The 25,108-nt window shown below is 37.6% G+C and carries 25 protein-coding genes and 1 pseudogene; 8 read left to right on the plus strand and 18 right to left on the minus strand.

Translation table 11 applies throughout. The features are described from left to right. Window position 1: 1 nt before the first annotated feature. Genes KBP46_RS03110 through KBP46_RS03130 form a run of 5 tightly spaced genes read right to left on the minus strand, consistent with a single transcriptional unit; the run spans window position 2 to window position 8,435 of the window. Window positions 2–1,393 carry an MATE family efflux transporter gene (locus KBP46_RS03110; protein WP_253297174.1) on the minus strand — a complete coding sequence of 464 codons (1,392 nt, stop codon included), beginning with the start codon at window positions 1,391–1,393 and terminating at the stop codon, window positions 2–4. An 8-nt stretch (window positions 1,394–1,401) separates the two neighbouring features. Next, complete coding sequence (locus KBP46_RS03115) at window positions 1,402–3,213, minus strand: IucA/IucC family siderophore biosynthesis protein (protein ID WP_216444601.1); 1,812 nt, start codon at window positions 3,211–3,213, stop codon at window positions 1,402–1,404. 6 nt (window positions 3,214–3,219) lie between these two features. Beyond that, window positions 3,220–4,536 carry a lysine N(6)-hydroxylase/L-ornithine N(5)-oxygenase family protein gene (locus KBP46_RS03120; protein ID WP_216444602.1) on the minus strand — a complete coding sequence of 439 codons (1,317 nt, stop codon included), beginning with the start codon at window positions 4,534–4,536 and terminating at the stop codon, window positions 3,220–3,222. Then, on the minus strand, window positions 4,529–6,937 hold the full coding sequence (locus tag KBP46_RS03125) for a GNAT family N-acetyltransferase (RefSeq protein ID WP_216444603.1): 2,409 nt from the start codon (window positions 6,935–6,937) through the stop codon (window positions 4,529–4,531). The genes KBP46_RS03120 and KBP46_RS03125 overlap by 8 nt, the downstream gene beginning before the upstream one ends. Beyond that, entirely contained in the window at window positions 6,909–8,435 is a 1,527-nt protein-coding gene (locus KBP46_RS03130) for an aspartate aminotransferase family protein (protein WP_216444604.1), read from the minus strand. Before KBP46_RS03130 ends, KBP46_RS03125 begins: the two co-directional genes overlap by 29 nt. Before the next feature lie 215 nt (window positions 8,436–8,650). On the opposite strand from KBP46_RS03130, the gene KBP46_RS23445 reads away from it, so the two are divergent. Both KBP46_RS23445 and KBP46_RS23450 read left to right on the plus strand, forming a co-directional pair. Continuing rightward, on the plus strand, window positions 8,651–9,112 hold the full coding sequence (locus tag KBP46_RS23445) for a hypothetical protein (RefSeq protein ID WP_253297175.1): 462 nt from the start codon (window positions 8,651–8,653) through the stop codon (window positions 9,110–9,112). Next, window positions 9,109–9,747, plus strand: a complete 639-nt coding sequence (locus KBP46_RS23450; RefSeq protein ID WP_253297176.1) for a TauD/TfdA family dioxygenase — start codon at window positions 9,109–9,111, stop codon at window positions 9,745–9,747. The genes KBP46_RS23445 and KBP46_RS23450 overlap by 4 nt, the downstream gene beginning before the upstream one ends. Before the next feature lie 238 nt (window positions 9,748–9,985). On the opposite strand, the gene KBP46_RS03140 is transcribed toward KBP46_RS23450, so the two are convergent. The 10 genes and pseudogenes from KBP46_RS03140 to KBP46_RS03180 all read right to left on the minus strand — a co-directional run bounded on the left by KBP46_RS03140 (window position 9,986) and on the right by KBP46_RS03180 (window position 17,469). Next, window positions 9,986–10,798 carry an alpha/beta hydrolase family protein gene (locus KBP46_RS03140; protein WP_216444605.1) on the minus strand — a complete coding sequence of 271 codons (813 nt, stop codon included), beginning with the start codon at window positions 10,796–10,798 and terminating at the stop codon, window positions 9,986–9,988. Between the two features lie 183 nt (window positions 10,799–10,981). Then, a pseudogene (locus tag KBP46_RS03145) lies at window positions 10,982–11,958 on the minus strand (3-oxoacyl-ACP synthase III family protein). A 125-nt stretch (window positions 11,959–12,083) separates the two neighbouring features. Next, entirely contained in the window at window positions 12,084–12,674 is a 591-nt protein-coding gene (locus KBP46_RS03150; RefSeq protein WP_216444606.1) for a Crp/Fnr family transcriptional regulator, read from the minus strand. 97 nt (window positions 12,675–12,771) lie between these two features. Beyond that, window positions 12,772–13,293: a GNAT family N-acetyltransferase gene (locus tag KBP46_RS03155; RefSeq protein WP_216444607.1), complete on the minus strand. Its 522-nt coding sequence runs from the start codon at window positions 13,291–13,293 to the stop codon at window positions 12,772–12,774. Between the two features lie 17 nt (window positions 13,294–13,310). After that, complete coding sequence (locus KBP46_RS03160) at window positions 13,311–13,892, minus strand: nucleosidase (protein ID WP_120231116.1); 582 nt, start codon at window positions 13,890–13,892, stop codon at window positions 13,311–13,313. Between the two features lie 35 nt (window positions 13,893–13,927). Next, entirely contained in the window at window positions 13,928–14,302 is a 375-nt protein-coding gene (locus KBP46_RS03165; RefSeq protein ID WP_216444608.1) for a hypothetical protein, read from the minus strand. A 107-nt stretch (window positions 14,303–14,409) separates the two neighbouring features. Then, the gene (locus KBP46_RS03170) at window positions 14,410–15,111 is read right to left on the minus strand and encodes a DsbA family oxidoreductase (protein ID WP_216444609.1); all 702 of its coding nucleotides are present in this window, start codon (window positions 15,109–15,111) and stop codon (window positions 14,410–14,412) included. A 257-nt stretch (window positions 15,112–15,368) separates the two neighbouring features. Then, on the minus strand, window positions 15,369–15,524 hold the full coding sequence (locus KBP46_RS23460) for a hypothetical protein (RefSeq protein ID WP_253297179.1): 156 nt from the start codon (window positions 15,522–15,524) through the stop codon (window positions 15,369–15,371). A 2-nt stretch (window positions 15,525–15,526) separates the two neighbouring features. Beyond that, window positions 15,527–16,534 carry an MFS transporter gene (locus KBP46_RS03175; RefSeq protein WP_253297180.1) on the minus strand — a complete coding sequence of 336 codons (1,008 nt, stop codon included), beginning with the start codon at window positions 16,532–16,534 and terminating at the stop codon, window positions 15,527–15,529. Between the two features lie 5 nt (window positions 16,535–16,539). Further along, complete coding sequence (locus tag KBP46_RS03180; protein ID WP_216444610.1) at window positions 16,540–17,469, minus strand: alpha/beta hydrolase; 930 nt, start codon at window positions 17,467–17,469, stop codon at window positions 16,540–16,542. A 158-nt stretch (window positions 17,470–17,627) separates the two neighbouring features. Here KBP46_RS03180 and KBP46_RS03185 point away from each other — a divergent pair, with 158 nt between their 5' ends. Then, window positions 17,628–18,008 (plus strand): helix-turn-helix domain-containing protein, encoded by a 381-nt coding sequence (locus tag KBP46_RS03185; RefSeq protein WP_216444611.1) that lies wholly within the window; start codon window positions 17,628–17,630, stop codon window positions 18,006–18,008. Between the two features lie 88 nt (window positions 18,009–18,096). Here the strand turns inward: KBP46_RS03185 and KBP46_RS03190 are convergent, their stop codons facing one another. Next, window positions 18,097–19,293, minus strand: coding sequence for an MFS transporter (locus KBP46_RS03190; protein WP_216444612.1), 1,197 nt, complete (start codon window positions 19,291–19,293; stop codon window positions 18,097–18,099). A 244-nt stretch (window positions 19,294–19,537) separates the two neighbouring features. Between KBP46_RS03190 and KBP46_RS03195 the strand changes: the two genes are divergently transcribed. Continuing rightward, entirely contained in the window at window positions 19,538–20,269 is a 732-nt protein-coding gene (locus KBP46_RS03195) for an MBL fold metallo-hydrolase (RefSeq protein ID WP_216444613.1), read from the plus strand. Window positions 20,270–20,285: 16 nt separating this feature from the next. On the opposite strand, the gene KBP46_RS03200 is transcribed toward KBP46_RS03195, so the two are convergent. Beyond that, window positions 20,286–20,627, minus strand: a complete 342-nt coding sequence (locus KBP46_RS03200; protein WP_062669594.1) for a hypothetical protein — start codon at window positions 20,625–20,627, stop codon at window positions 20,286–20,288. Window positions 20,628–21,146: 519 nt separating this feature from the next. Further along, window positions 21,147–21,776 (minus strand): chloramphenicol acetyltransferase, encoded by a 630-nt coding sequence (locus tag KBP46_RS03205; RefSeq protein ID WP_216444614.1) that lies wholly within the window; start codon window positions 21,774–21,776, stop codon window positions 21,147–21,149. A 224-nt stretch (window positions 21,777–22,000) separates the two neighbouring features. Here KBP46_RS03205 and KBP46_RS03210 point away from each other — a divergent pair, with 224 nt between their 5' ends. The 4 genes from KBP46_RS03210 to KBP46_RS03225 all read left to right on the plus strand — a co-directional run bounded on the left by KBP46_RS03210 (window position 22,001) and on the right by KBP46_RS03225 (window position 25,091). Continuing rightward, window positions 22,001–22,846 (plus strand): NAD(P)-dependent oxidoreductase, encoded by an 846-nt coding sequence (locus tag KBP46_RS03210; RefSeq protein WP_216444615.1) that lies wholly within the window; start codon window positions 22,001–22,003, stop codon window positions 22,844–22,846. 11 nt (window positions 22,847–22,857) lie between these two features. After that, window positions 22,858–23,304 (plus strand): PPC domain-containing DNA-binding protein, encoded by a 447-nt coding sequence (locus tag KBP46_RS03215; protein ID WP_120231108.1) that lies wholly within the window; start codon window positions 22,858–22,860, stop codon window positions 23,302–23,304. Between the two features lie 49 nt (window positions 23,305–23,353). After that, window positions 23,354–23,938, plus strand: a complete 585-nt coding sequence (locus KBP46_RS03220; protein ID WP_216444616.1) for a Crp/Fnr family transcriptional regulator — start codon at window positions 23,354–23,356, stop codon at window positions 23,936–23,938. Between the two features lie 85 nt (window positions 23,939–24,023). Continuing rightward, window positions 24,024–25,091, plus strand: a complete 1,068-nt coding sequence (locus KBP46_RS03225; RefSeq protein ID WP_216444617.1) for an SDR family oxidoreductase — start codon at window positions 24,024–24,026, stop codon at window positions 25,089–25,091. Window positions 25,092–25,108: the final 17 nt, after the last annotated feature.

Below are 25,108 nucleotides of genomic sequence, written 5' to 3' on the forward strand. Positions count from 1 at the left end.
TTTAAATTTTTATAGTTTTCCATTTTCCATTTTTAAAAATCATTAGGAATAGCACAGCTAAAACAATCTCCGAAGAAACGATAGCGGTAAATATTCCTCTCAGTTCCCAATGAAGTCTTACCCCTAAGAGATAAGCCATAGGAAGCTGTATCACATAAAACATGACGATATACAGCAGGGTAACCTGCATGATATTTCCGGCTGCATTCAAGGCACGGCTGATGACCATGGTGAATCCTAACAGCAGATAAGCCATTGATACCACGTGGATGTACTGTACCGCATATCCTGCAACTTCAGGTTCTGTAGTGAAAAATTTCACCACATATTCCGCAGCAATCTGCCAGAATAAGGCTACAATGACCAGATAAGTCATGTTGATGGTTCCGGCTCTCCATACTGTTTTTTCAGCACGTTCCGGTTCTCCGGCACCCAAATTCTGGCCAGTAAGAACTCCGGCAGCATTTCCTATTCCCCATGCAGGCATTGTAGCCACGGAAGCAATACGCTGGGCAATGATATATCCTGCAAGTGCTGTGGTTCCGAAAGTAGAGATGATCTTCACCATAATCAGCCAGCTGGATGTTGGGATGATATACTGAACCAATCCTCCAAAGGCTATTTTCAGAATCTTTTGCAATAAGGGTAGATCAAGCTGTAAAGGAACTCTGATGCTGATGCTGGTTTTTCCTGTGGCGAATATGAATGCCTGGTATAAAACTCCTAATGTTCTTGATAAAACTGTAGCATATGCCAATCCCATCAATCCGAAAGCAGGAATAAATCCTAATCCGAAAACAAGGATCACTGCAAAAATGATATTCGAAATATGACAGATCCAAAGTGATTTCATGGCAATATCAGCATCACCAGCCCCTCTGAAAAGTCCATTCACAGAAAGACGGAGAATCACAAGCCCGATACTCAGGAAGACCAGTCTTGAGAAAGAAATTCCATCCGTTACCGTACTGGCATTGATTCCCAGAAAATCAACAATTTCTGATGCAAAAAAGCAGGAAACCCCACCAATAAGCACTGCAAAAAACAGAGCCAGCAAGATGATATATTGGGCTGTTCTGCCCATTCCTTCTTTATCTTTTTCACCCGCTCTTCTGGCGGTAAGGGTTGCTGCTGCAATTCCCAAACCTACTGCGATGGCATAGGCGAAGTTGATGTAGTTATCAGTAATTCCCACAAGCCCAAGAACCTTGTCGCCTAATTTTGCGATAATCAATAGATTGACACTCACAAAAACAGATTCCATGACAAGTTCCATCACCATGGGAATGGCAAGACTAAAGATGGAACGGTTGATACTTCCGGAAGTCAGTTCAACTTTCTTTCCGGCTATGGCTCCATACGTAAAAACCGCTCCTTCTTTTAGTATATGCATGAATTTCCTCATACTGCTGCTACTGAATTTTTATTGGCAATCTGATACAGCGGGTTAGGCAGCGCTCCGTCTTTTCTCGGAATGGCAAATGCCTTGTTTTCACTGTAACCGTTATTTTTAAGACGCAGACTGTTGATATAGAATCTTTTGAATGCCGGTACATACAGGTCATACTTTTCGTATCGTTCCTGAAGATGGGTATTCTCAGCTTTATAATTTTCTACACAGTTATGAACCAGTTCCCAAAATGTTTCTTCATTAAAATTGGAATACGTATGCAAAGCATTCGACAGATATCTGAAGAAGGCATCAAAAACTCCAAGTAAAATAAATAGCGGAATATTTTCTTTGTTGGAAGACTGGATCAAACCATCTGCAAGGTGTGCAGGAAGTTTTTCTCTGGCTTCTGTAGTAAGTACAATATCATCCACAAAGTCTTTGATGACAATTCTCTTCGGAACCCCATTTTTCAAAACAACCATAATATTTTCCCCATGAGGCGTTACACATAATGAATGCGTGTAATAAATGTGTAATAATGGGGTAATATAAGCATCAAGATAGCTTTCAATCCATTCTTTAATGCTCAAACCTGCTTTTTCTGCAAAGGCCTGAACCAATGGAACTCCACTTTCATCTACGTACAGTAAAGAAGCCATCGTCACCATCTGTTCATCCTCTTTCAGATAGTTCTCAGCACTTTCTCTCCATAATGCGCCAAGGAATTCATTATACTGATATGGAACGTTGACAATAGCTCCGTATTGAGGGTGCAGATAAGTAATAGCAGCTTCTTCTCCCAGGAAAATAGTTTCTTTATTTTCCAGATAGGCGTCATCTTTTATTAAACCTTTTACCCAATCTGTAATAGCAGGAGCAATTTTCATCTGCTTGGGTGATAATCCTCTGATATTCCCTGTGCTCAGAATAGAAACAGCCGTTTTCAGGTATCTTTTTTTAGGATGATCTACATTGAATAAAGTACGGATACTCTGCTGCGGACTGTAGGTGTCACTACCCTCACCCAATTGTATTAAAAGTCCGGAAGCAATATCTCCAGCAAAATGTATCTGAAGCTTATGCTCCCACTGCCATGGATGTACAGGGATAAAATAATAATCTTCAACAATTTTTCCTTCGCTGATCAGTTGCTGCTGAAAATCATTATACAGCAGGTCTCCTATTTCAGAACGATAAAACTCATCTCTGTCAATATGTTCCAAAGCCTGGAATGATGATCTGCTTTTATGGGAAGCCAGCCAGATCACTTTTAGATTCTCATCGGCTTCAGGGGCAAATGTTTTCAGGTCTTTTGGAGAAAAACCTAACCGGCTTTTATTCACAATTACCCATGGATGTCCGGTCATATTGTGCTCTACGGTCTGATAATCTGCATCCGCAAGATCTTTTGAAGACATCACTCCTCTTGATAAGATTAAAGCATCACAATACAGGGTATGCAGTAATTCTTCCGTGTATCTTGCAATGGTATAAGGATCTAAATCGAATACAGTCTGCATTTCCAGGAAGAAAGCCGCTACATCCACAGAAGACAAATCTTCACCGTTTTCTGTTTTTGTAATGCTGTGTTTATCAATATGCCAGTAATCCATCATTCTTTCCTGTCCGCAGAAGCTGTATGAAATATTTTCAAATCCTGTTTCGAGCTTGAAAACTGTATATCCGTCCTGATCTTCAAAGGTCACGACAGGTTTCAGAAGCTCTTCGTGCATCAGTTCTGAGATGGTTTTGGCCATTAGGTTTCTGTTGGCCTGATTCCAGTTTTCCTGGCTTATTGTATTTTTTAAGTTGGTGTTCATTTTTAGTTAAATTTTGGCAGTTGGTAAGTCAGCATATTTTTCGACATCAAAATCCTGGAAAGCAATTTTCTTTTCAATTTTATAATGCTCTCTTCCCAGAATATCATTGATGATGTAGGAATTACGGTAAGCAGCCATTCCCAGATCGGTAGAAATATAGCTGTGGGTATGAACTTCGGCATGAAGCACATAGATTTCGCCTCCGTTGTGGTCTATTGAATAATTCCTGTTGACATCAAACAATCCACTGGAATCTCTCTTAATTCTATCCTGAATATTCTTTATGAATGCAGGTTCGTTATAACGGTATCCTGTTCCCAGAATCAGATAATCAGCTTCCTGATCATAAGGAATTTCCTGTTCCAGTTGGGTAAACTCAAGATTGATAAAATCCGGATTGCTGTTGTCTACTCTGTTCAGCTGGCTGTTAGGAATAATTGTAAGATTAGGATCCGCATTATCGATATTCAGATCATAGATGAAATCGTAGATATCATTGATCAGATCGTAATTGATTCCTTTAAACTGAGCCTGCTGTTTGCTTAAAATAGTTTTCCTTGCAGATTCACTTCTGTTGTAGAAATAATCTACGTAGTCAGGTGAAGTAAGTTCCAGTGTGAGCTTAGAATATTCCATAGGGAAAAATCTGTCCGGACGGGAATACCAACCTAGATGTGTTTCTTCGTTCCTGTTTTGAAGCAGGTCATAAAAAACTTCTGCTGAACTCTGTCCGGATCCGATAATGGCAATTTTCTTTCCTTGAGATAACAATTCCTCTTTTCTATACAGATAAGAACTGGTATGAATAACACGGGAATCATCCTTCGGAATGAAAGAAGGAATATGAGGTTGTGTTCCTGTTCCTAAAAACAATCTTTCCGTTTTAAAAATAGTCGTTTCTTTGGTTTTGGTATGAATAGTCGTTACATGATATAAACCGTCTTCATACGTAATATCCACTACCTGAGTAGAAAAACGGCATTGCGGAAGCTGTTCAATCACCCATTGGCAGTAACGGTTGTACTCTTTTCTCGGAATGAAAAAATCTTCTCTGATAAAAAACTTATACAGTCTTCCGGTTTCCTTCAGATAGTTCAAAAGGCTTAAAGGATTCGTAGGATCCGCCATGGATACGCAGTCGCATAAAAATGGAGTCTGCAGGGTTACATGGTCGATCATTAATCCCGGATGCCAGTCGAAACCATCTCTCTGGTCCAGGAAAAGGGTTTTCAGTTCCGGAATCGGATTGGATAATGCGGCAAGTCCCAGATTAAAAGGGCCTATACCTATGCCTATTACATTGTATACGGCTTCGTTAGTCATTTTTTGTGATGTTTGTGGTGATTTGTACCTCTTTATTCTGTGGAAATTTTTCCCAGTACCATTCTCTGTAGCAGAAGTTCAGATTGGCTTTTTTATGAGGCATTTCAATTACTTTGTCTACTTTGAAGCCTACGTGGGCTTTATTCATCATAGACGCAAGCGAGTCTACAGATCCTTCGCCTACCATTTTTCCTACCTGTGGCTGTGCAAAAACATAATCCACCATAGACTGCGTGGATGGAGAGACAAATTTTTTCTTTGGATCGGTAGGTGCAATAAACTGGTGCGTTCCGTAGTCGGTAGGCAATACTTCGTAATAATCGCCTACAATATCTCTGCATGCCCAATAGATCTCGATATTACAGGAAGGCTCATCATTTCCGGCAATAATATAGCTATGGGCTTCATCACCTGGAAGCATCAGTCTGTAATAGGTTTCCAATTCGTCAATGGGCCAGTTCATCTGCCAGATTTTAACGGCGTGTTCACGGTTGAACCATTCATGAAGCATTTCAAGGTCGTTTTCAAGATCTATAGGACGCATACTCATCGTCACGTCTTCTTTCTGGAAGTACCTTTTAAAGAAAACCTCTGTTCCCTGCGGATTTATTAATTGATCCGAGAAGAAGTTTTTGTGAAGAAGGTTCGGAACTTTAGCATAAGCAATTGAAGAAGCATTTACACCTCCATCTACATCAGCAACCGCCGACTGAAGATTTGATTTTACAGCCCAATATCTTTGATTCAATGCATAATCCGTTAAAGATGATGGCTCAGACTCATGAAGATTTTCAAATTCCCTGTACAGAATATGGATTAATCTTCTTTCTTTAACAAGTCCCGTCTTACCTATTGAAGCAATCAGTGCGCTCAGGTTACTTACCAGGAGATGGTGTGAAATAATATCCAGAAGACGTTCATCTCTGATGAAAAGGTCTTCCACTTCAGGATAATCTTTAATCAGAGATTCATATTTTCCTTTGAAACTTTCTTTGATCAGATATCCTTGTCCGTCTCTCACATAAATAGATTGAGGAAGCAATTGATTATCCAATTGTACAAGCAGATTCTGCTGATGTACTTCCGGAGCCATTCCCAATTGATTGTACAACCAGTTTAAAGGCGAAAGCAACAGATTTATGTATTTTTCAAACCAGATAATGGCTGCTTTTTCTGCATCTACACCCAGTTGATTCGCAACATTCTTAAAGAAATGCGCCGTAAAATTGAATCCGTCTGTAGATTCATCCTGACAAAGCCTTGCTAACAGAATCACTTTATCTTCATTTGAAAAAGGATTTTCACGGAGCAGAATATTGAGACTGTCCATATTCTTCCCTTCATAATGAACGCTTAACGTGGATGGTTCCAGTAATAATTTAAAATTCGGAAAGTCATTTTCAAATGAAGCTTTTTCGTGCTGCCACCAGATAGCGGAAGCATAACCTCTGTTGAGATCTTTTAAGCTGTTTGTTCTTACAGATCCTGTCATTAAAACATGCAGAGAAAATTTCAACATCCAGCTGAAATCTGGATTATACACCGTTCTTATGGAAGATGTTGCATAAAAATCCTCACCCAATGGCCCGATGTGAATGATTTTCCCGGAACCGAGCATTTCAGGATATTCTTCTGTAGATAAAAGATATTGTGCCTCCCATGGATGGCATGGAACGATGTAAAAATCATTGATGTTTTCAAAATCGTAGCTTTCCGGTAAAGAAGTCCATTTTTCGAAGATTTCTTTTGCTGAAATCCCCGGAAGAGATTTTTCTGTAATACAGTCTTTATGGATCAGGAAGTAATCCAGCTGAAATCCTTTCCCGAATTCAGGGCCGTATAACAACTGTTCTTCCTCAGAAAATCCCATTCTTGATTTGGTGAAAGGATGCAGATTGTGGCCTGCGGGAAGCATTTGCTCAGATTCAAGGAAAGAATAGGTCAACAACTGATCATCCTGCAGGCAGGCTTCTGTTGTCAGTTCCAGATTTCTTAAGCTGCTTTGAATTCTTTCCACAAAGTTTCTAAAACTCGTTTCGTTGGTAGTTTCAGAAAGTTCTTTGTAAACCAGTTCAGTAAGCTTTTGATCATTCACTTCAAAAACTTCTTGGTTTTGATGATCTACCGCCCACAAAACAGGTCCGTATTCATGAAAAAGAGTTTCGGAACGATAGGAAACCGGAGCAAATAAAAACAGTCCGCTTTTTTTCATTTCAAATCTCATAAACAATGAATAATCACTGTTCTGAAGAGCCTTTGCTGTAAGAAGATCATATTTCGGAACGCCCTGATAGAATTTTCCGTTTCCCAGTTCTCTCAGCATTCCGTTCAACAGAATTCTGAAAGTAATTTCCCGGGCTTTTTCTCCCGTTTTATTTTTCTGAATTAAAGTCTTTTCCATGTGCTTTGATTGTGGTGAGAATTTGATGAATGTCCTCCGTAGTCGTAATCGGGTTCAGGAAGGTAAACTTCAGATAGAAGTTCCCATCCACTTTTGTACTGGCTACAAGGATTTCTCCGCTATAGAACAATTTCATCTTGATGTATTGATTCAAGGCATTCAGATCACTGATTTCCGGATTTACATACCTGAAAACAAGAACACTCAAGTCGGAATCTGAAAGGAGTTCAAAATCAGCATCTTCAGAGATCATCGCTGCGGCATCTTTGGTAAGATCGATCACGGTATCTGTATATTCTGCCAATTGTTCTTTCCCCATCATTCTTAGGGTAAACCAAAGTTTTAACGCATCAAATCTTCTTGTACTCTGGGTAATGGATTTATTGATCTGTGCCGGAATTTCTTCTTCATCCATTTCCTTAGGATTCAGATAATCTGCGTGGTGTTTAAGAATCAACAGTTCTTTTTTGTTTTTCACAATAAAAGCACTGCTGCTGATCGGCTGGAAGAATGATTTGTGATAATCAATCGTTACAGAGTCGGCTCTTTCAATGCCATTGATAAGATCACGGTATTTTTCGCTTAATAATAAAGCACAACCGTAAGCGGCATCTACATGCATCCAGATGTTATAATGTTCTGCAATATTGGCGATATCATCCAGTGGATCAATGTTTCCAAAGTCTGTCGTTCCGGCTGTCGCTACGATTCCGATAGGAATATTTCCTAATTGCTCTTCCCTCTTAATGTATTTCTTTAAAAGAGAAATATCCATACGGAAACGGTCATCGGTCGGAACTTTAACAATACTTTTCTCACCTAATCCCATAATGGATGCATTTTTCAGATTGCTGAAGTGAGATTTATCGGAAACAAATATCCTGAAACGGCTTGCCTCCGCTGGCAGACCATCCATTTTAATATTGTGGTTATATCTTTTCTGAGAAAAACAGTCACGCATCATCACCAATCCCATTAGGTTGCTCTGTGATCCTCCTGCTGTGAAAACGCCATCGCTTTCGTTCGGATTATATCCGATCTGACCGGCAGTCCAGTCGATCAGTTTTCTTTCCATAAAGGTTCCTCCCGCACTCTGATCATAAGTATCCTGAGAAGAATTGATAGCACTTACAAGGATTTCTCCTGCCAATGCCGGAATGACTACAGGGCAGTTAAGATGCGCTACATATTGTGGTAAGTGAAAAGCGGTGGCATGTTTCACATAGATTTCATCTACTTCAGCCAGCAGCTCATTATAGTTGGATAGTTTTTGGTTAAGATCAATCTGTTGTACCATTCCTTTCATTGTTCTGGCTTCTATACCACTGAAAGGTTTGTTGTTTCTGTGAAGAAATTCCTGAACCAGGTCCAAAGTACTGTTGACAGCATTACGATAATGATCATAATTGTCAGGATGAAAAATATTCCCAAAATTCCCCGAAATGTGGGGTGAAGTTGTGCTTGTGAGCGCTTCATGGGATATTAAATTGTTGTTCATAAAAGTTTTGTAATGTGATTTTTTAATCTGTGAGTTGTTGTGGTTTTTTTTGATATATGGTTATATATATCTAATAGTCAGGTTTTTAAATTTTGCATTTTTTATTATATTTTATTTGGTGATTACATAATTATTACTAAATTTGACTTAGCTATTGTTATTTAGAATAATTAAAAACAAAGATAAAATTATTACTTAACACCAAATTTTTTTTAATGAATTCTACAGAAATTTTAGATAAAGACTGTTTAACAGCTGTAAAACTGCTTCCTACGGTCATAGAAGTCACCTCTCAGGAAAGAAGAATGATAAAAGATGCGGCATTGCATCTTCAGAAAAAGTATGACACTTATGAAAACCGTGATTTTATAAAACATGTTCATCAACTGGCCTCTTATTTTCTTCCGGAAAGGATTCTAAATATAGCAGCTGATTTTGCGAGTGACTTTTCTGAAAATCAGTATGGCGCGCTGGTTTTTACAGGATTGATGGATATAGATCAGGAGGAAATAGGTTCTACTCCACCCAACTGGCAATCGGCAGATTATTCAAAGTTTAATTTATATGGTTTTGCGTGTGCGCTTATTCATGGGGCACTTCCCTCAAAGCCTGTACAATATTATTCACAGCGTAAAGGCGGCGGATTGATCCATGCCATCATTCCTGATGAAAAATGAAGGAAACGCAAACCGGATCAGGATCTTCTACAGATTTATATGTCCATACGGAAGACGCTTTTCTGAAACATCAGGCTGATTTTTTAAGCTTTATGTATGTGAGAAACGAAGAGCAGGTTCCTTCAACGCTATATTCCATCCGTTCTCATGAGTCTATCGGGGAAAAGTACAGAGCACTTTTTGATCCTATTTATAAAATTCCGAAAGACGCCAACCTGGAAACTGGAAACAGTGAAGAAGACACCCTGGATTCTGTGTTGTATGGGAATTATAGCCTTCCTTTCATGAGATTCGATGCTGCTGAACAACTTTTCAATTCCAGCATCAGACAGTCTGATGAAGCGCAGCATACACTGCATGAATTCTGGGAAGAAGCCCGACATTTGATTTATTCAGGATTTACTCCTCAGGCTGGTGATGTTATTCTTGTTAATAATCACTTATGTGCTCATGGAAGATCGGCCTTCCGTGCGGGAATAAGAAATATTGATGGTGTAGAACAGCCATGTGAAAGAAGGATTATGCTTCGTATGATGAGCAAAGTAAGTCTTATTGATATGAGAGCACACACCCTTACGGAAGATCCGTTCTTTGTGATTGAGGAACATCTGGGGAAAAATTTTCAACATTTTTAATAGAATGCCTGGTTAGTTGGTATTTTTGAACATTCAATCAGTCGAAAACCTTTTTGGGCATTGCCCGAAAAGGTTTTTTTTCTGGTTAGCCCTTTTAAAAGGTTAATAAAGTAAGTTTTGGCTAAAGCCAATGGATTTATTATCTATTTATTTAAACGGGCTAAAGCCCGTTCCTATTGAATATTGATTAGTTTTTATATCAATAGAAGCGGATTTTAGTCGAAACTTAAAAAAGGGTTTATTGTTTAAAAAATCTGTCAAACAAAGACAACTGTTCCGATAATGATCTGCTCCAGTATTCCGGAACGTGCCCGCCTAAAGATTCTGTGTAGAGATGCTGGATCTTCATTTCAGTCAGCTTTTTATGAAAATTCCTGTTCATATTAATCATTTGGGTATCATCCGTTCCACAGTCGAAAATATATTGCTGATCTGCTGCGGCCATCAGTTTTATTCTGTTGTCCGTAAGGAAATTCGGATTGATAGACTCCAATGGTCCCAGCACTTTATTCACCATATATTTCTGATATCCTTCCCCGAACGAATTGAAGTCCAGTGCTCCACATGAACTTCCAACGATTCCAAATGTCTTGTTATACGTAACCCCGATGTTGGTAGCTCCATAGCCTCCCATACTCCATCCTAAAATCCCGCGGAATTTCTTCTCAGCTTTCACAGGATAGTTTTTATCAATAAATTCTACCAGTTCTTTTCCAATAAAAGTCTGATATTGCGAATCCTTAACAACCGGGCTGTCTACATACCAGGAACTGTAATTCCCATCCGGAAGCACATAGATTGTTTTCAATTGCTGAGCTTTTTTAACCAGATCAGGAATATCCTGCTTGATAATCCTGTCCGGATTTCCGCTGAAGCCGTGAAGAATATAAACGGACGGATATTTCGTATTACGCTGAAGATTGGGGGTAATAATTACTGTTTTGATTTTCTTATTCATTTTCGGACTGAAAACTTCCTGATGAATAATTTTTTGTGCGGATGACTGTACAAAGGCAGTCATTACAAATACAATGTTGATAAGCTTCTTCATGCTGAAATAAATTTTAATTAATGATAATCACTGGTATCGTATTTTTTAAAACATATTGTGTACCAATGCATCTTTGACAGAGCAAAATTGTAGCATAAAAAAGATAAAAGCTTCAACATATGTTGAGGCTTTTATCTTTTTATTTTGTTTTAATACCGTGGGATCCATGCAAAATGGTGATCATCAGTATTTCCAAAGCATTAATCCTGCCTGATAACCTGTTCCCAAGGTCCATATAAGAATATAATCTCCTTTTTTCAATGATTTTACTTCTTTTTGATATTGGTCTAAAGCTAAAAATGGACTGGATGCTCCGGTATACCCAAGCTCTTTAGAGTAAAAAGGAATTTTTTCCTCCGGCAGCTGAAAGTAATCACGGATCATATTGATATTCCTGATAGAAAACTGTGAAAATAAAAACAAATCAATCTGCTCAAGGCTTATCTGATTGCGCTTTAAGAACAGAGGAATATTTTCCAGTGCAAAATTAACACTTCCCATGCCGTCAAAAATACGATCCCAGGTTGTCAGATCGCCATGATCATGACGTGAATTTCCTTTAGGTGGGTAGAGTACGGTATTACAAAAACTGCTGTCTGTATGATATAATACATCTAATAACCCTGAGGTGTCGTCCCCATCATTTTCTACGATGAAAGCAAAAGCAGAATCTGAAAGACAAAAAGCGGTAATCGGATTGTCAGGATCTAATATCCTTGAAAATTTTTCGGCACAAACTACCAAGGCTTTTGTTCCGGACCGGGTTCCTTTTAAATATTTTGATACCTGATCCAGCGCTATAAACGCTCCAATACAGTTGGCGTTCATATCATAACATAGGGTATTCGGTTTTCCGTTAAGCGCATGATGGATCTGGATGGCGTCACAGGGAATATGATGTTCGGGAGAACTGCTTACAAAATAATAATATCTATATCGAGGATTGAAATATTACTTTCTTTAAGAACTCCTCTTGCAGCTTCAATTCCCATAGAAAGTGTAGTTTCAAAAGAATTCTCGGGAACAATAAAACGTTCTGCCCTGCCTAAGGCATTCTGGATTTTTTGCATTGAAATCTCCTGCCTTTCAAAGTGTTCAATAACGGCTGTATTATTTTCTACAAAATCAGGATGATAGAAATACGTGTGGTGTAACTTCATGTTTGGTTAATATTTTAATTATATCTCTTACTTGTGATATAATGTAAATTTAACATAATATTGAAATATATCCCAGAAACATGAAATAAATCATTAATACTGATTATTATAAATACGGGTAAAATTTAATGGTATTTATCTCCCTGAACTTCTTTTTTGATCCGACTGAGCTGTGTAGGTGTAATTCCCAGATAAGAAGCAATGTGATGCTGTTTTAATCTGTTATAAAGAGTGGTGTTTTCAAGCAACTGCAAATACCGTTTTTTAGCTGTTTCGTATTTGAGGGAAACTTCCAGAGGTTCTTTTTTAACTACCCAGTTTTTTTCCAGATAATACATATTAAAAAGAGCAAGGTCATGGTGTTTTTCAAGCAATCCCCGATAGGCTTTTGCAGGATATTGTATTACTGAGCAGTCTTCCAGTGCAACGATATTAAAATCGCTGGGTTCATTTTTTATAATAGCAGCTGTAGAAGCAACAAAGCTGTTTTCTTCAAAAAAGATTTTGTAAATGTTATTCCCCTGTTCATCTACTGTGTAATATCCTATAAGTCCTGACTTTAAAAAGTAATAATATCTGGTCATAGAACCGGATTCCAGCAGAAGATCGTTTTTGTGGTAGTATTCTTCTGTACAGATATCCAATAAATCTTTAATGGTTTCCTCAGATAAAGGATAATAGTGATTAATATGTTTTACAAATTCTGAATGCTTCATTTTGGTATTTGGAAAGTATAAAGGACTGTATTACACAATCATCTGTGAAACCCTGTGTAATCAGTGGGTACATACAATCTTTCTGTTTTGCAGAAAATTAATCCAATACTTTTTTCATCATCAGATCGGTCTGTTCTTCTTCCCCAAGCCTGAAAATATGCTTATCAAACTCAATGAATCCATTTTTTCTGTAAAATTGTAAAGCTCTCAGGTTTTTTTCCCAAACCCCAAGCCATAAGTATGATTTACCAAGCTGCTCAGCTGTTTCCAAAGCCTGGTTATAAAGAAGCTGGCCCACTTTTTTACCGTGATGGCTTTTCTTTACATAGATTCTTTCAATTTCAAGGGCGGTATCATCCTGAAGTTCGGTCTGTGCCTCTCCGGAATTGACTTTCAGATAGCCTACAGGATTGTCTTCTTCCCAGGCAATATAGAAAAATGAGTCAGGATTATTCAACTCTGATTTTATTTTTTCTGTATTAAAACTTTCTTCCAGATACTTTTTCATGGCCTCTTCCGTATTATCTTCTGCAAAAGTTTCAGAAAACGTCTGTCTTCCTAAACTTTGTACAATTTCTACGTCTTCAGCCGAGGCTTTATTAATGATAATTGAACTCATAATGATAAGAATAAATGTTATGAAAAAAGAATTTTCTTAAATGCTTCGGAAGCCAGATGTACCTGTACACTCCAGTCATCAGCGGCATCGCTTCCTGCATCGTCAGAAATATATTTCAGACATAAAAACGGAATGTTTTCCTGTTGGGCAATCAATGCTAGTGGATAGGCTTCCATGTCTACAATATTATAATCTGTCTCAGAGTGGTTCATTTCAAAACTGTCTCCGCTTCCACAGATTCCCTCTTTCAAAGTATCCATTTTAAGACCGTATTCCAATACAGGTGGTACTCCGGATAATGGTGTTTCATACAATTGAAACCCTAATCCTCTTACGTCCATGTCTCTCTGGATGAACTTTGTACAGCATACCACTTCTCCTTTGTGAAATCCTTTACTTCCTGCAGAACCTAAATTCACGATCAGTTTAGGTTTTCTTGTATGAATTTCTTTGGTTAATTCAATCGCTGCATTTACTTTTCCGATGCCGGTAATTAATTTGTTTTTATCGTCAAAAACGGTTCCTGCTTCGGAATCTAATGCAAAAACAAAAAGGGTATCATCTATTGAATAATGACTTTCGTTGTTAATTTTTATCATTGAGAAATCAGATTTATACAGCTATTGACACTGTATTACAAAGATACAACAGGTTTTCCTTTTTTTGCATTAAGAACGATAAATATTAAATAACATACAATAAACAGAAACAAAGGAATCTTGAATGCAAAATAATTAAACTTTTCTATGGGAGTTTGCACTATCCTGCCCATAATGGGTGAAAGCATCATCATAAAACTTAAAATTGTTATGAGTACTTTATTTTTCCATCTTGTAACATTAAGTATAGCACCTAAAAGCCCTAATATAGCAAAAATTTGCTCTATATTCCAGAAATCAAAAGCAGTAAATAGAAGCCAAAAAATAAATGGTAATCCTATCATTTGTCCCGTTAAAATAATGAACAGGTAAGAAATAATTGAGGTATATCTAAAAATGTTAATGTTCATTTTCTTAAATCTTAGCGGATTTCATTGAAGTCTTTCAAATATATAAATATTCAATTATATACCTAATTAAAAACCCCAAAATAAAACTATTTTGGGGTTCTCATATCTTAGATGCTGCATCCGTCTGCATCACAGGAAGCTCCGTTTTCACCGGAAAGATCCTTAAACGGGCTCACGGTTTCTTTATACGTCTGCTGAAGGGCATTTTCAAATACCTCTGCAGGCTGCGCGCCGGAAACGGCATATTTACCATTCAAAACGAAGAAAGGAACTCCGGAAATTCCATTGTTTCTCGCCTCCTGAATATCCTGGTTGACTTCATAATTCAGTTGATCTGTAGTAACGGCCTGTATTGCTTCTTCTTTATCAATTCCCAGACTTTCTGCAAGAGCTATCAAAACATCTGTGTCTCCAACATTTTTACCGTCAATAAAATGGGCAATAAACAATGCTTCTTCCATTTCATTGGATTTATTGTGTTTTTTAGCCAAATGAAGCAACTTGTGAGCACTGAAGGTGTTGGTGATCAGAGTCTTTTCGAAATTAAAATCAATTCCGGCTCCTTTTCCCATTTGAGTAACCTGCCCCAGCATCTGAGCAGCCTGAGGCTCAGCAACTCCTTTTTTCTCCCTGAAATATTGTATTGTATCCTGAGTTTTATTGGGGTCTAGAGTTGGATCCAGTTGAAAACTCTTCCACTCTACTTCTACTTCATCTTTAAAAGGAAGCTTATTCAAAGCCTGTTCAAAATTATTTTTTCCGATATAACAAAACGGACACATCACGTCCGACCAGATTTCTATTTTCATTGTCTTTAATTTTAAATCAAGAAACTGTTTAAACTTATCAAAAAATATTCAATCTCTATTAAAACCGTTAAGAAGCATTTAAAAGATAAAGCGTAGTTAGATGAGTCATTCAGATTTTTAATCGTAAAGCGAAGCCCATCTTAATACTCTTAAACTCTTATTAAATCTTAATGGTTCAAAAATAAAAGCTTAATCAATTTCAAATTAATAGTACAAAGATACTGTATTTTATTTAATGTAACAAAAATCATTACAGTTTAATTCTGACAGGCGGAAAGTACCTGTCTGCGCTTCCCTACGATTCCTTTTAGAATCATCATTGCAAAGGCAAGAAGTCCAAAAACAAGACCTATCCAGGGAATATACTCTACTCCTTTAGTAACGATTACCCATCCACCGATGGTAGTTCCCACTGTCACCCCAGATTTCCGAATGAGGTAGCAAGGCTGTTGGCAAACTCCAGTGACTCCGGTGCTGAAGAGATCATATAAGTGGATGCATTCAAAAAGCTCGGTGAATAAAGGAATCCCCAGATTCCAATAACAGCAATCGTTGCCCATAGGTTTCCGTCAGAAAAATAGAGAAAAACAGGTACCACAATAGTTCCGGAAAGAAAAATAGCGGTGGTACCTGCCACATTTTTATTAAGCATTTTTCCGGCAACTCCATTGGCAAATACTCCGATAATTCCAAACAACATAAGCATATAGCTTATCATTGAAGTATCCATTCCCTTGGCTTTGTTCAGATAATCTGCAAAATAACTGTAAGTAGAAAACCACGCAGTAATCATGAAAAAATTAGTCAGTGTACTCAGTACAAATGGAGGTTGCTTCAATATTCTGATCTGATTTCCATAAGATTTTTTCTCTTTCACAGGCATTGGAGGAAGCATAAAATAAACGACCATCAGAGCAATCAGACTCACCACAGTCTGTATCATAAATGAATATTGAAAGGCCCAAAGCCCGGCAATCCAGGTGGCAAACGGTACTGTTGTTACCATGGCAATGGCTACTCCATTAAAAACAATTCCCATTAATCCATTCTTTTTCCGGTCATCTGCCTGAGATACCGCCACAGATAATGCAGTCGCGATATATACCGGCTGAAGGAATGCAGGTAAAATTCTCACCAACATCAGCAGCCAGAAAGGAGGTGAAAAAGAAGATACAAATCCTGTAATCAGAAACATGAAAATCGCAGTAAGCATTATTTTCTTACGGTCAAAACCTGATGTCAGTAAAGTCATAAAAGGTCCTGTAAGCGCAATAATTAAAGCAAAAGCACTCAAGAGATACCCAGCCTTGTCTATGCTGATCTTATAATGTTCTGCAATCTGTGGAAGAATTCCGATCACCCCAAATTCTGTTGTAATAACCGCTATAAATCCCAGACATCCAATGTATGCATATTTTTTCATGACACTTATTTGCCGGATTTTAAGTTTTGATGGGCAAACTCAGCCATTTCATTCACCGCTGACTGCACTTCTTCCAGTAGTTCTCCCATATGCATAAATCCATGAACCATATCGTTGTAAAGGCTTGTTTTAACCTTAACTCCCGCATTTTCCATATTGGCAGAAAGCTGTTTCCCATCATCCAGTAAAGGATCATGTTCTGCCAGAATAATTAAGGTAGGTGGTGTCTCTTTAAAATCTCTGATTAAAACAGGAATTGCCAGAGGATTATCTTTTTCCTCTTCCGGAAGATATCCTGCCCATGCTTCTATCCCACCCTGTTTATTGAGAACCGGACCGTTTTCATAGGTTTCCCAGGTTTTTGAATTCAACTGATTATCTACTGCAGGATAAATCAATACCTGAAATTTCAGATGTTTTCCCAGCTGAGTAGAAACTGCCGTTGATAAAGTCGCTCCGGCACTGTCCCCTATGATTCCTACTTTATCAGTATCGATTCCTAAAGATTCTGCATTTTCAAATACCCATTTTACACCATCGATACAATCATTTAGACCAGCCGGAAAAGGATGTTCGGGAGCAAGACGGTAATCTATAAAAATAACTACAGCTCCTGTTTTATTAGCCAACTTGCGGACTACAGCATCATGGGTCTCATACCCACCGGCAATAAACCATCCTCCATGAATATAAATAATAGCTGGTGATTGTTGAACATCTCTTCCTTTAGGACGGTAAATACGGATAGGAATCTGATGATTTTCCTGTGGAATATGCAGCTCTTCAATCATGGTTACTGATTCTTTCTTCCCGCTAAGCTGAAGAGACATGGTTTCAAGAAATTTTCTTGCTCCGTCTAAAGAATCCTGAGGATTGAAGGGTTGTATACTTTCTAAATGATTTAAAATCTGTTTTATCTTAGGCGTTAATTGCATTTTTATTTTGATTTAAGTTGTTGTTACTGCGGAAAAACATGAGCGCTATTGTCCTTCCTCTTGCAGTTATTTTCTGTTTTGATGAACAAAATTAAATCTCAAACCTTACATTTGCATTGTATACAGCTAAATGTATGGTACTAACAAATTTGTAAGTAATGGGCAAAATAAAAGAAAACTCAACGAATAATATCAACAAAAAGTATATCCAGGGATGTGATCTGAGCTATGCAGTATGCAAAATCGGAGGACGTTGGAAACTGATTATTTTAAATAAGTTAAAAGACGGAAAATTACGTTTCAGTGAACTTAGAAACTCTATTTCAGGAATAACGGAAAGAATGCTAACCCTTCAGCTGAGAGAACTTGAAAAAGAAAGTCTGGTAAAAAGAACTGTCCATGCTGAAGTTCCGCCAAGAGTAGATTATGAACTTACAGCTATTGCCAGAGAGTTGATTCCGATCTGGAAACAGCTTGATGAATGGGGAGGAAAACATAGGGAAATGATGATGCAGACCCAGGAAACAATTGAAGAGTAAAGATTAGAATCTGCAGATTTGAAAATAAAAGAAGCGTGATTTTATCTTGATAAAATCACGCTTCTTCAGCAAGTCAAAATATAAAAAATCACATCTCTGTGTTTGCTTTATTTACTCTTTTTGAAAACACTATATGAGCGATCAGAGCCAATACACCAAATACAGTTCCTACAAAGCATACACCTGTCCATTGAGCCTTTTGCCAGGCGATAGAAGCCAGCCAGGTTCCCAGTGATCCTCCGATAAAATAAGATACCATGTACACCGTATTCAGTCGGTTCACCGCATTGGATTTAATCAGGAAATAATTGGTCTGGTTCATAATATGGCTCGACTGTACTCCCAGATCAACAAGAATCACCCCTACAATTAATCCCCAATAGGTTTCTCCTGCAAAATAGGTAAAGCCCCAGCTTCCTATCACAATCAATAAAGAGTACAATATAATCCGGTTAATATCAAGATACTTTTGAAGTTTCCCCACCTTAGCTGCAGCTAAAGCTCCTACAGCTCCTGCTAATCCAAAGCTTCCCACTACAGACGATCCGGCATTAAAAGGAGGTTTCTCCATGTGAAAAACCAATGTGGTAAACAAAGCACACATCGACCCGAATGCCATAGCTCCACGGAATGATGCCAGTTGAAGAATCGGTTGTGTTTTGGCAAGTTGGACAACAGAACGCATCAGCTCTTTATAACTTCCTTTAAAATTAGGAGACAGCTCCGGAAGCATTTTATAAACAGCTAACCAAACAAGAATCATCAGTCCGGCTGCAATTCCAAACATGGCTCTCCACCCCCAGACTTCTCCTACGATTCCACCTACAAAACGTGACAGAAGGATTCCGAGCAATAACCCGGACATAACCAACCCGATATTGGAAGATTTTTCTTTATCAGATGAAAGCTCAGCTGCAATAGGGACAAATAATTGCGGAATTACTGATGTAGCTCCAATCAGTAAACTGGCTGCATACAGCATCCACAACTGAGTAGCAAAAGTCATCCATAAAAGTGAACCAAAAACCAGACACAAATCAATTAAAATTAATTTCTTGCGGAAAAACTTATCTCCCAAAGGAACAATCAGCAGCAATCCTAATGCATAGCCAATCTGTGTAAGGACAGAAATTTTACTCGCAGCACTTTCAGAAACCTGAAGTTCTTCAGAGATGAGTGCCAATAAAGGCTGATTATAATAATTGTTGGCGACTACAAGCCCGGAAATAACGGCCATAAGCCAGATGACAGTCCGGGAAATACCCTGGGAAGAACTCTCCTGCATTACGTATAAAGTTTTTATTTGAATTGAAAGTCATCTGACAGCAGATCGTCAGATTTTTAAGAGATCAAAGATAATCATAAAAAAAAGAAATTTTCCGGTCTCATCTTTTACATCTTTATGAATAATCCGTAATGTTGCGATAAGTAGAATAATCTCAGCATTCTGTATCTATGATTGTTTTTATTGATCATATATATCGATGAAAAACCTTTTGAATATTAGAAATATTAAGGAAATTTGCAACATGAGAATAATTCCACTTAAAGAAGGCAATTTTTCAGCGAGCAAAACCAAAGAATTTACGCTTTTAACAGAAGAAAATTTTGATACCATCGGAGGAATCAAAATGTCTGTGCAGCCTTTTCTTATTATTACTGAAAATGATTATATCCTTTTGGATGCAGGAATTGGCTGGAAAAATGAGTCCGGAACAACGGTGGCTTCAGAAATTCTTAAAAAAGAAAATATTCGTCCTGAACAGATCACAAAGTTATTGCTTTCCCATCTCCATAAAGATCATATTGAAGGAGCTGTAAAGCTTACAGAAAATGGTTTTGAAGCTGCTTTTCCCAATGCTCAGATGTATATCCAGAAACGTGAACTGGATTTTGCCATGGACAAGAAAGGCAATCCTTCTTTTGATTTTGATATCCTGGAAAAATTGATTCAACTCCCCAATATTATTTGGATGAATGAAGATCGGGGACAGATCACAGACGAAATTACATATGAAGTAGTCGGCGGACATACTCCTTTTATGCAGGTTTTCTGGATCAGGGAAAATGATGAAACGGCTTTCTACGGAGCCGATGATCTTCCTCAGGCTTCTTATTTAAAATACCATTTGGCCTATAAAAGCGATTTCGATGGCAGAAAAGCAATGGAGCTAAGGCTTAAATGGGAAAAAGAAGCAAGAGAAAATAACTGGAAAATTCTTTTATATCATGATCTGGATAAAGCCATAGTAGAAGTATAAATGCAGAAAAAATGGTTTAAATTTCATTAAACCATTTATAAATATCAAATTCAGAAGGAATATTCAATTTTTTTCTGATTCTGTTTTTCCTGTTCTGTATTGCTTTTGGAGTCACAAAAATACAGGTTGCAATTTCTTTGGTGGTCATATTGAGCTTAAGGTAAATACAAAAGATCAGTTCAGAATTTTTAAGGGAAGGCTGTATATCAGATAACTTTTTAAAAAAATCGGGATAAACCAATCTGAATTTATTCAAGAGACGAGGAGAATTTGCTTTAGCCAATGCCATTATTTCGTCTTGTACAAGAATCTTTTGGGTTAAATCCTCTAAGTTAGTTTCAGGTTTTCTATTTTTCATAATACTTTTTCATCTCTTATTTCAGATACCACATCTCTTGTGTATCTGTACAAAGTCTTTTTTCACTGTTCAATTTGTGTTTTTACAGAATCAATACCGGGAATAAAATAATTTTTATATATTCAAAATTCTATAGTTTTAATTAATATTATTCAATATTTTATGGTTTATAGCTTGCAATTATTGAAATATTTTGCTAAAAAAATAACACCTATGAATTTCTTTCCATTTTTACACAGGCAAAGAAAGAAAAAATGATTAAAATTTTATTAAATATGTGTACCACATACATACCACGTTATATTTTGAGTCAAAATATCATAACTGCTTTTATCAGCCTGTTTCCCATTATTTGCGTCTTATTTTAACAGGAAGTAAATGTAGTGGGTTATTGTATTAACTTTTTATGATCTCGATCAATGTTTTCAGCGTATTTACCACAGAAGTGAATAATGATGGATCCATAAAAAAAGCCGGATTTATTGTAAATCCGGCTTTCTTATAAATTATGTATTATTTTTAGTCTTGATCCAACCCTTTCTGAAACGCTTCCAGATATCTGGAAAGATGAATTCCATCTGCCAATCCGTGATGAGCTTCAATAGAAACCGGAAGGTATTTTCTTCCTTCACGAATATTGAACCGTCCAAAGGCGATTTTAGGAACCGATTCTGTGGTATTAAAATCAGTAGGATGTAATATCGCACTGAACGAGTTCCACGGGATGGTGGTGTGTCTGATGTGGTCCTTCCCCAGCCTTTCATTACTTAACCTAAGGCCTATACTTGCATGAACACCTTTTATCTCCTCCTGCAAAGCGGCATTGAATGTTTCGAAATCTTCTGAAAAAGGAGTGAATGAAAAACCGAAAGTACCATCCGGTCTGCCAATCGTACTGCCAGCGTGAACGGTATCAAACTGTATCACCTGATCATCAATGATTCTGAGCTTTAGCTCATCCACAGTATTAATTGCCACCATAGATTTGTGGAAATAATAGGCAAAAAATGAATACCCTTTTTCTTTTGCCCTATTATATGCTTTTGTACAGTCTACCTCGGTTGTAAATCCAAAATAAGGGCTTGCCATACCAGAAAAAAATTCAAAATGTTCTTTTCTGTTCCAGTTCTCTATATCTACGATCTTCATTGATTCTTATTTGCTGCAAATTTCTGAAAGTTTATCCGGTTTTAAAAGTTTATGCTGAAAAATATAATTAAAACTTAATTTTGTAAAGTACCCATTTGGTCGATATTTTGCTGCAAAACAATCATATTTTATACTTTCATTGATTTACTTTTCAACTAACTCCTTTTCATCCAGGAGATTGAAAACATACAACCTTAATTAATAACAAAATAAAAGATAGGATAATGGAAAAAATCGGATTTATCGGATTAGGAAATATGGGCCACCCTATGGCAAAGAATATTGAAAAAGCAGGTTTTCCACTTTCTGTTTACAACAGATCATCGGAAAAAACCAAAGGTTTTCAGGAAAAATCTACCGTCTATACCGAAATTAAAGACCTTGTACAAAACAGTGATATTATATTCACCATGCTGACCAACGACAGTGCTGTAAAAGCAGTATATAAAGAGATTCTTCCTTTAGATATTCAGGAAAAACTCTTTGTGGATATGAGTACTATTTCTTCGGAAACGTCCACAGAAACCGCTGCCGCTCTCAAAATAAAAGAAGCATCTTTTATTGATGCTCCTGTAGCAGGAAGTACTTTACCGGCAAAAGAAGGAACACTGATCATTATGGCAGGAGGTGAGGAAAACGATATCCAGCGCGCTATGCCTTATCTTTTGAAAATGGGAAAATCTGTAAAACATTTGGGTGAAAACGGAAAAGGAATCGCAGGAAAACTATCGATCAATTATTTTTTGTCCACTATCTATCAGGGACTGGCGGAAACTGTTTTACTCTCAGAAAAATTAGGAATTGAACGATCAGATATGCTGGAAATTATTAACGAAAGTGCCAGCGGAAGCGGTGCAACCAAAGTAAAAACGCCATTGTTGATTGAAGATCAGTACGCTCCGGCATTTGCCCTTGATCTGATGCTGAAAGACATTCTTCTCGCTAAAAATGCAGGAGCAGATTATCCTCTTTCCGAAGCTTTGATTCAAACCTATCAAAATGCGCATGACAAAGGTTTTGGTGAAGATGATGTGATTGGAATCATCAATTATTTGAAAACAATAAGATAAATACAGAGATTATGAATTACAAAGGAAACCGTTGGTCTGCCAGAAAAACAGATCAGATTTATCTCTTGAGTCTTGATAATCATTCCTACATTATAGAAACTTTAACGGATTTTATTCAAGATCAAAATATCCAGGCAGGAGAAGTAACCGGAATTGGAGCTGTAAGTGAAGCTACCCTTCGTTTCTTTAATCCCGCAACCAAAAAATATGTGGACAAGACTTTCAAAGAACAGATGGAAGTCACCAATATTTCCGGAAATGTGTCTGAAATAGAAGGGAAACAGACGCTTCACCTTCATATAACGCTGGGAAGAGAAGATTATACCGCTTTGGCTGGGCATCTTCTGGAGGCAAAAATTCAGGGAGCGGCAGAATTTATTTTCTATCCATTGAATACAAGGGCTGTCAAAATCAAAAATGAAGAAATAGGCATCAACCTCTATGATTTCGAAAAATAGGGTTTCAATTGCTGTTGAAAAATAGTAATTTTAATGAAATATTTATTGGATGTTTGAAGTACTGCTTTCCCATATCGAAAACAAGGTTGATATCACGGACGAACAGAAGAATAGGATTCAGTCCTATTTTACCCTTAAAAAACTTCGCAGAAAACAGTATCTTCTTATGGAAGGAGATGTCTGCAAATCGTTGTCTTTTGTAAGCAAGGGGCTGCTGAAGTCTTATTTTCTTGATGAAAAAGGAAATGAGCACATCAATATGTTCGCCTTTGAGGGCTGGTGGATTTCAGATTTCAACAGTTTTATCAATCAGGAAAAATCTGTCCTGAATATTGATGCTATTGAAGAAACAGAAGTCCTGATGATTACCCTGGAAAACTATGAAAAAATGATGCTGGAAATTCCTATGATGGACCGCTATTTCAGAATTTTATATCAAAACAGCCTTGTGACAAAAGATTACAGACTCATTGTTTCCAATAGCTATACGGCTGAAGAAAAATATCTTCAACTGGCACAAAAGAATCCTGAAATGATCAAAAGAGTTCCACACAACCTTATTGCTTCTTATCTTGGTCTTGCTCCTGAAACCGTAAGCAGAATCCGTAAAAAGAATTTTATGAATAATCCTTGATCCAGATCAACCCAAATGCATGATCCACATCAATGGTAAAGCCTTCTGTCAGCCATAATTTTGTACAGGAAATTTTACAATACTTATGGAAAATATTGCATTGGTAGTTGGCGCTACCGGAATTACAGGAAGTAACCTTGCTGAAGAATTGATTGCACAAGGCTGGACAACATACGGATTATCCAGAAACCCGAACACTCCTATTGATGGTCTTCGTACCATTAAAGCAGACCTGATGAATGAGCAGAACCTTGCAGAAGCACTGAAAGAGATCTCTCCCACTCATATCTACTTTACCACATGGATGCGCTGCGACACAGAAGAAGAAAATATCCAGGTCAACAGCCTATTGGTGAGAAATCTGCTAAACGTTTTATCCCATAAAAAATCGGTTCAGCATGTGGCTTTGGTTACAGGGCTTAAACATTATCTGGGGCCATTTGAAGCTTATGCTAAAGAAAGCGTTTTACCGGAAACACCTGTCAGAGAAGAACATCCAAGACTTTCCCTTCCCAACTTTTATTACGCGCAGGAAGACGAAGTATATAAAGCTTCTGAAAGAGATGGTTTTACCTGGAGCATTCACAGGCCTCACACCGTAGTTGGATATGCCATAGGAAATCTTATGAATATCGGGACTACATTGGCTGTATACGCCAGCATCTGCAAAGAAACTGGAAGAAAGTTCATCTGGCCAGGTTCAGAGGCTCAATGGAACGGTGTTTCAGATGTGACTGATGCCAAAATACTGGCTAAACAATTGGTTTGGGCATCATCTACAGAATCTGCAAAAAACCAGTCTTTTAATATTGTTAACGGAGATGTTTTCCGATGGAAATGGCTTTGGAAAAAACTGGCGGTCTGGTTTGGTGTAGAAGCTGAAGGTTTCAACGGAACGATAAGACCTCTTGAAAAAGAACTGGAAAACGATCACGAAACCTGGACAGCCATTGCAGAAAAATATAATCTCAAAGAAAGTAATCTTAACCGTCTGTCGTCTGCATGGCATACTGACCTGGATCTGGGGAGACCTCTGGAAGTGATGTGTGATATGTCTAAAAGCAGAAAACTGGGCTTTACAGCTTACACAAGTACAGAAGACTCTTTTACACAGGTATTTGAAAGATTAAGATCAGAAAATATGATCCCATAACAGTAAGAAAACGCAAA

This window comes from Chryseobacterium sp. PCH239 (genome assembly GCF_018924625.1).
In the GTDB taxonomy this organism is placed as follows: Bacteria; Bacteroidota; Bacteroidia; order Flavobacteriales; family Weeksellaceae; genus Chryseobacterium; species Chryseobacterium cucumeris.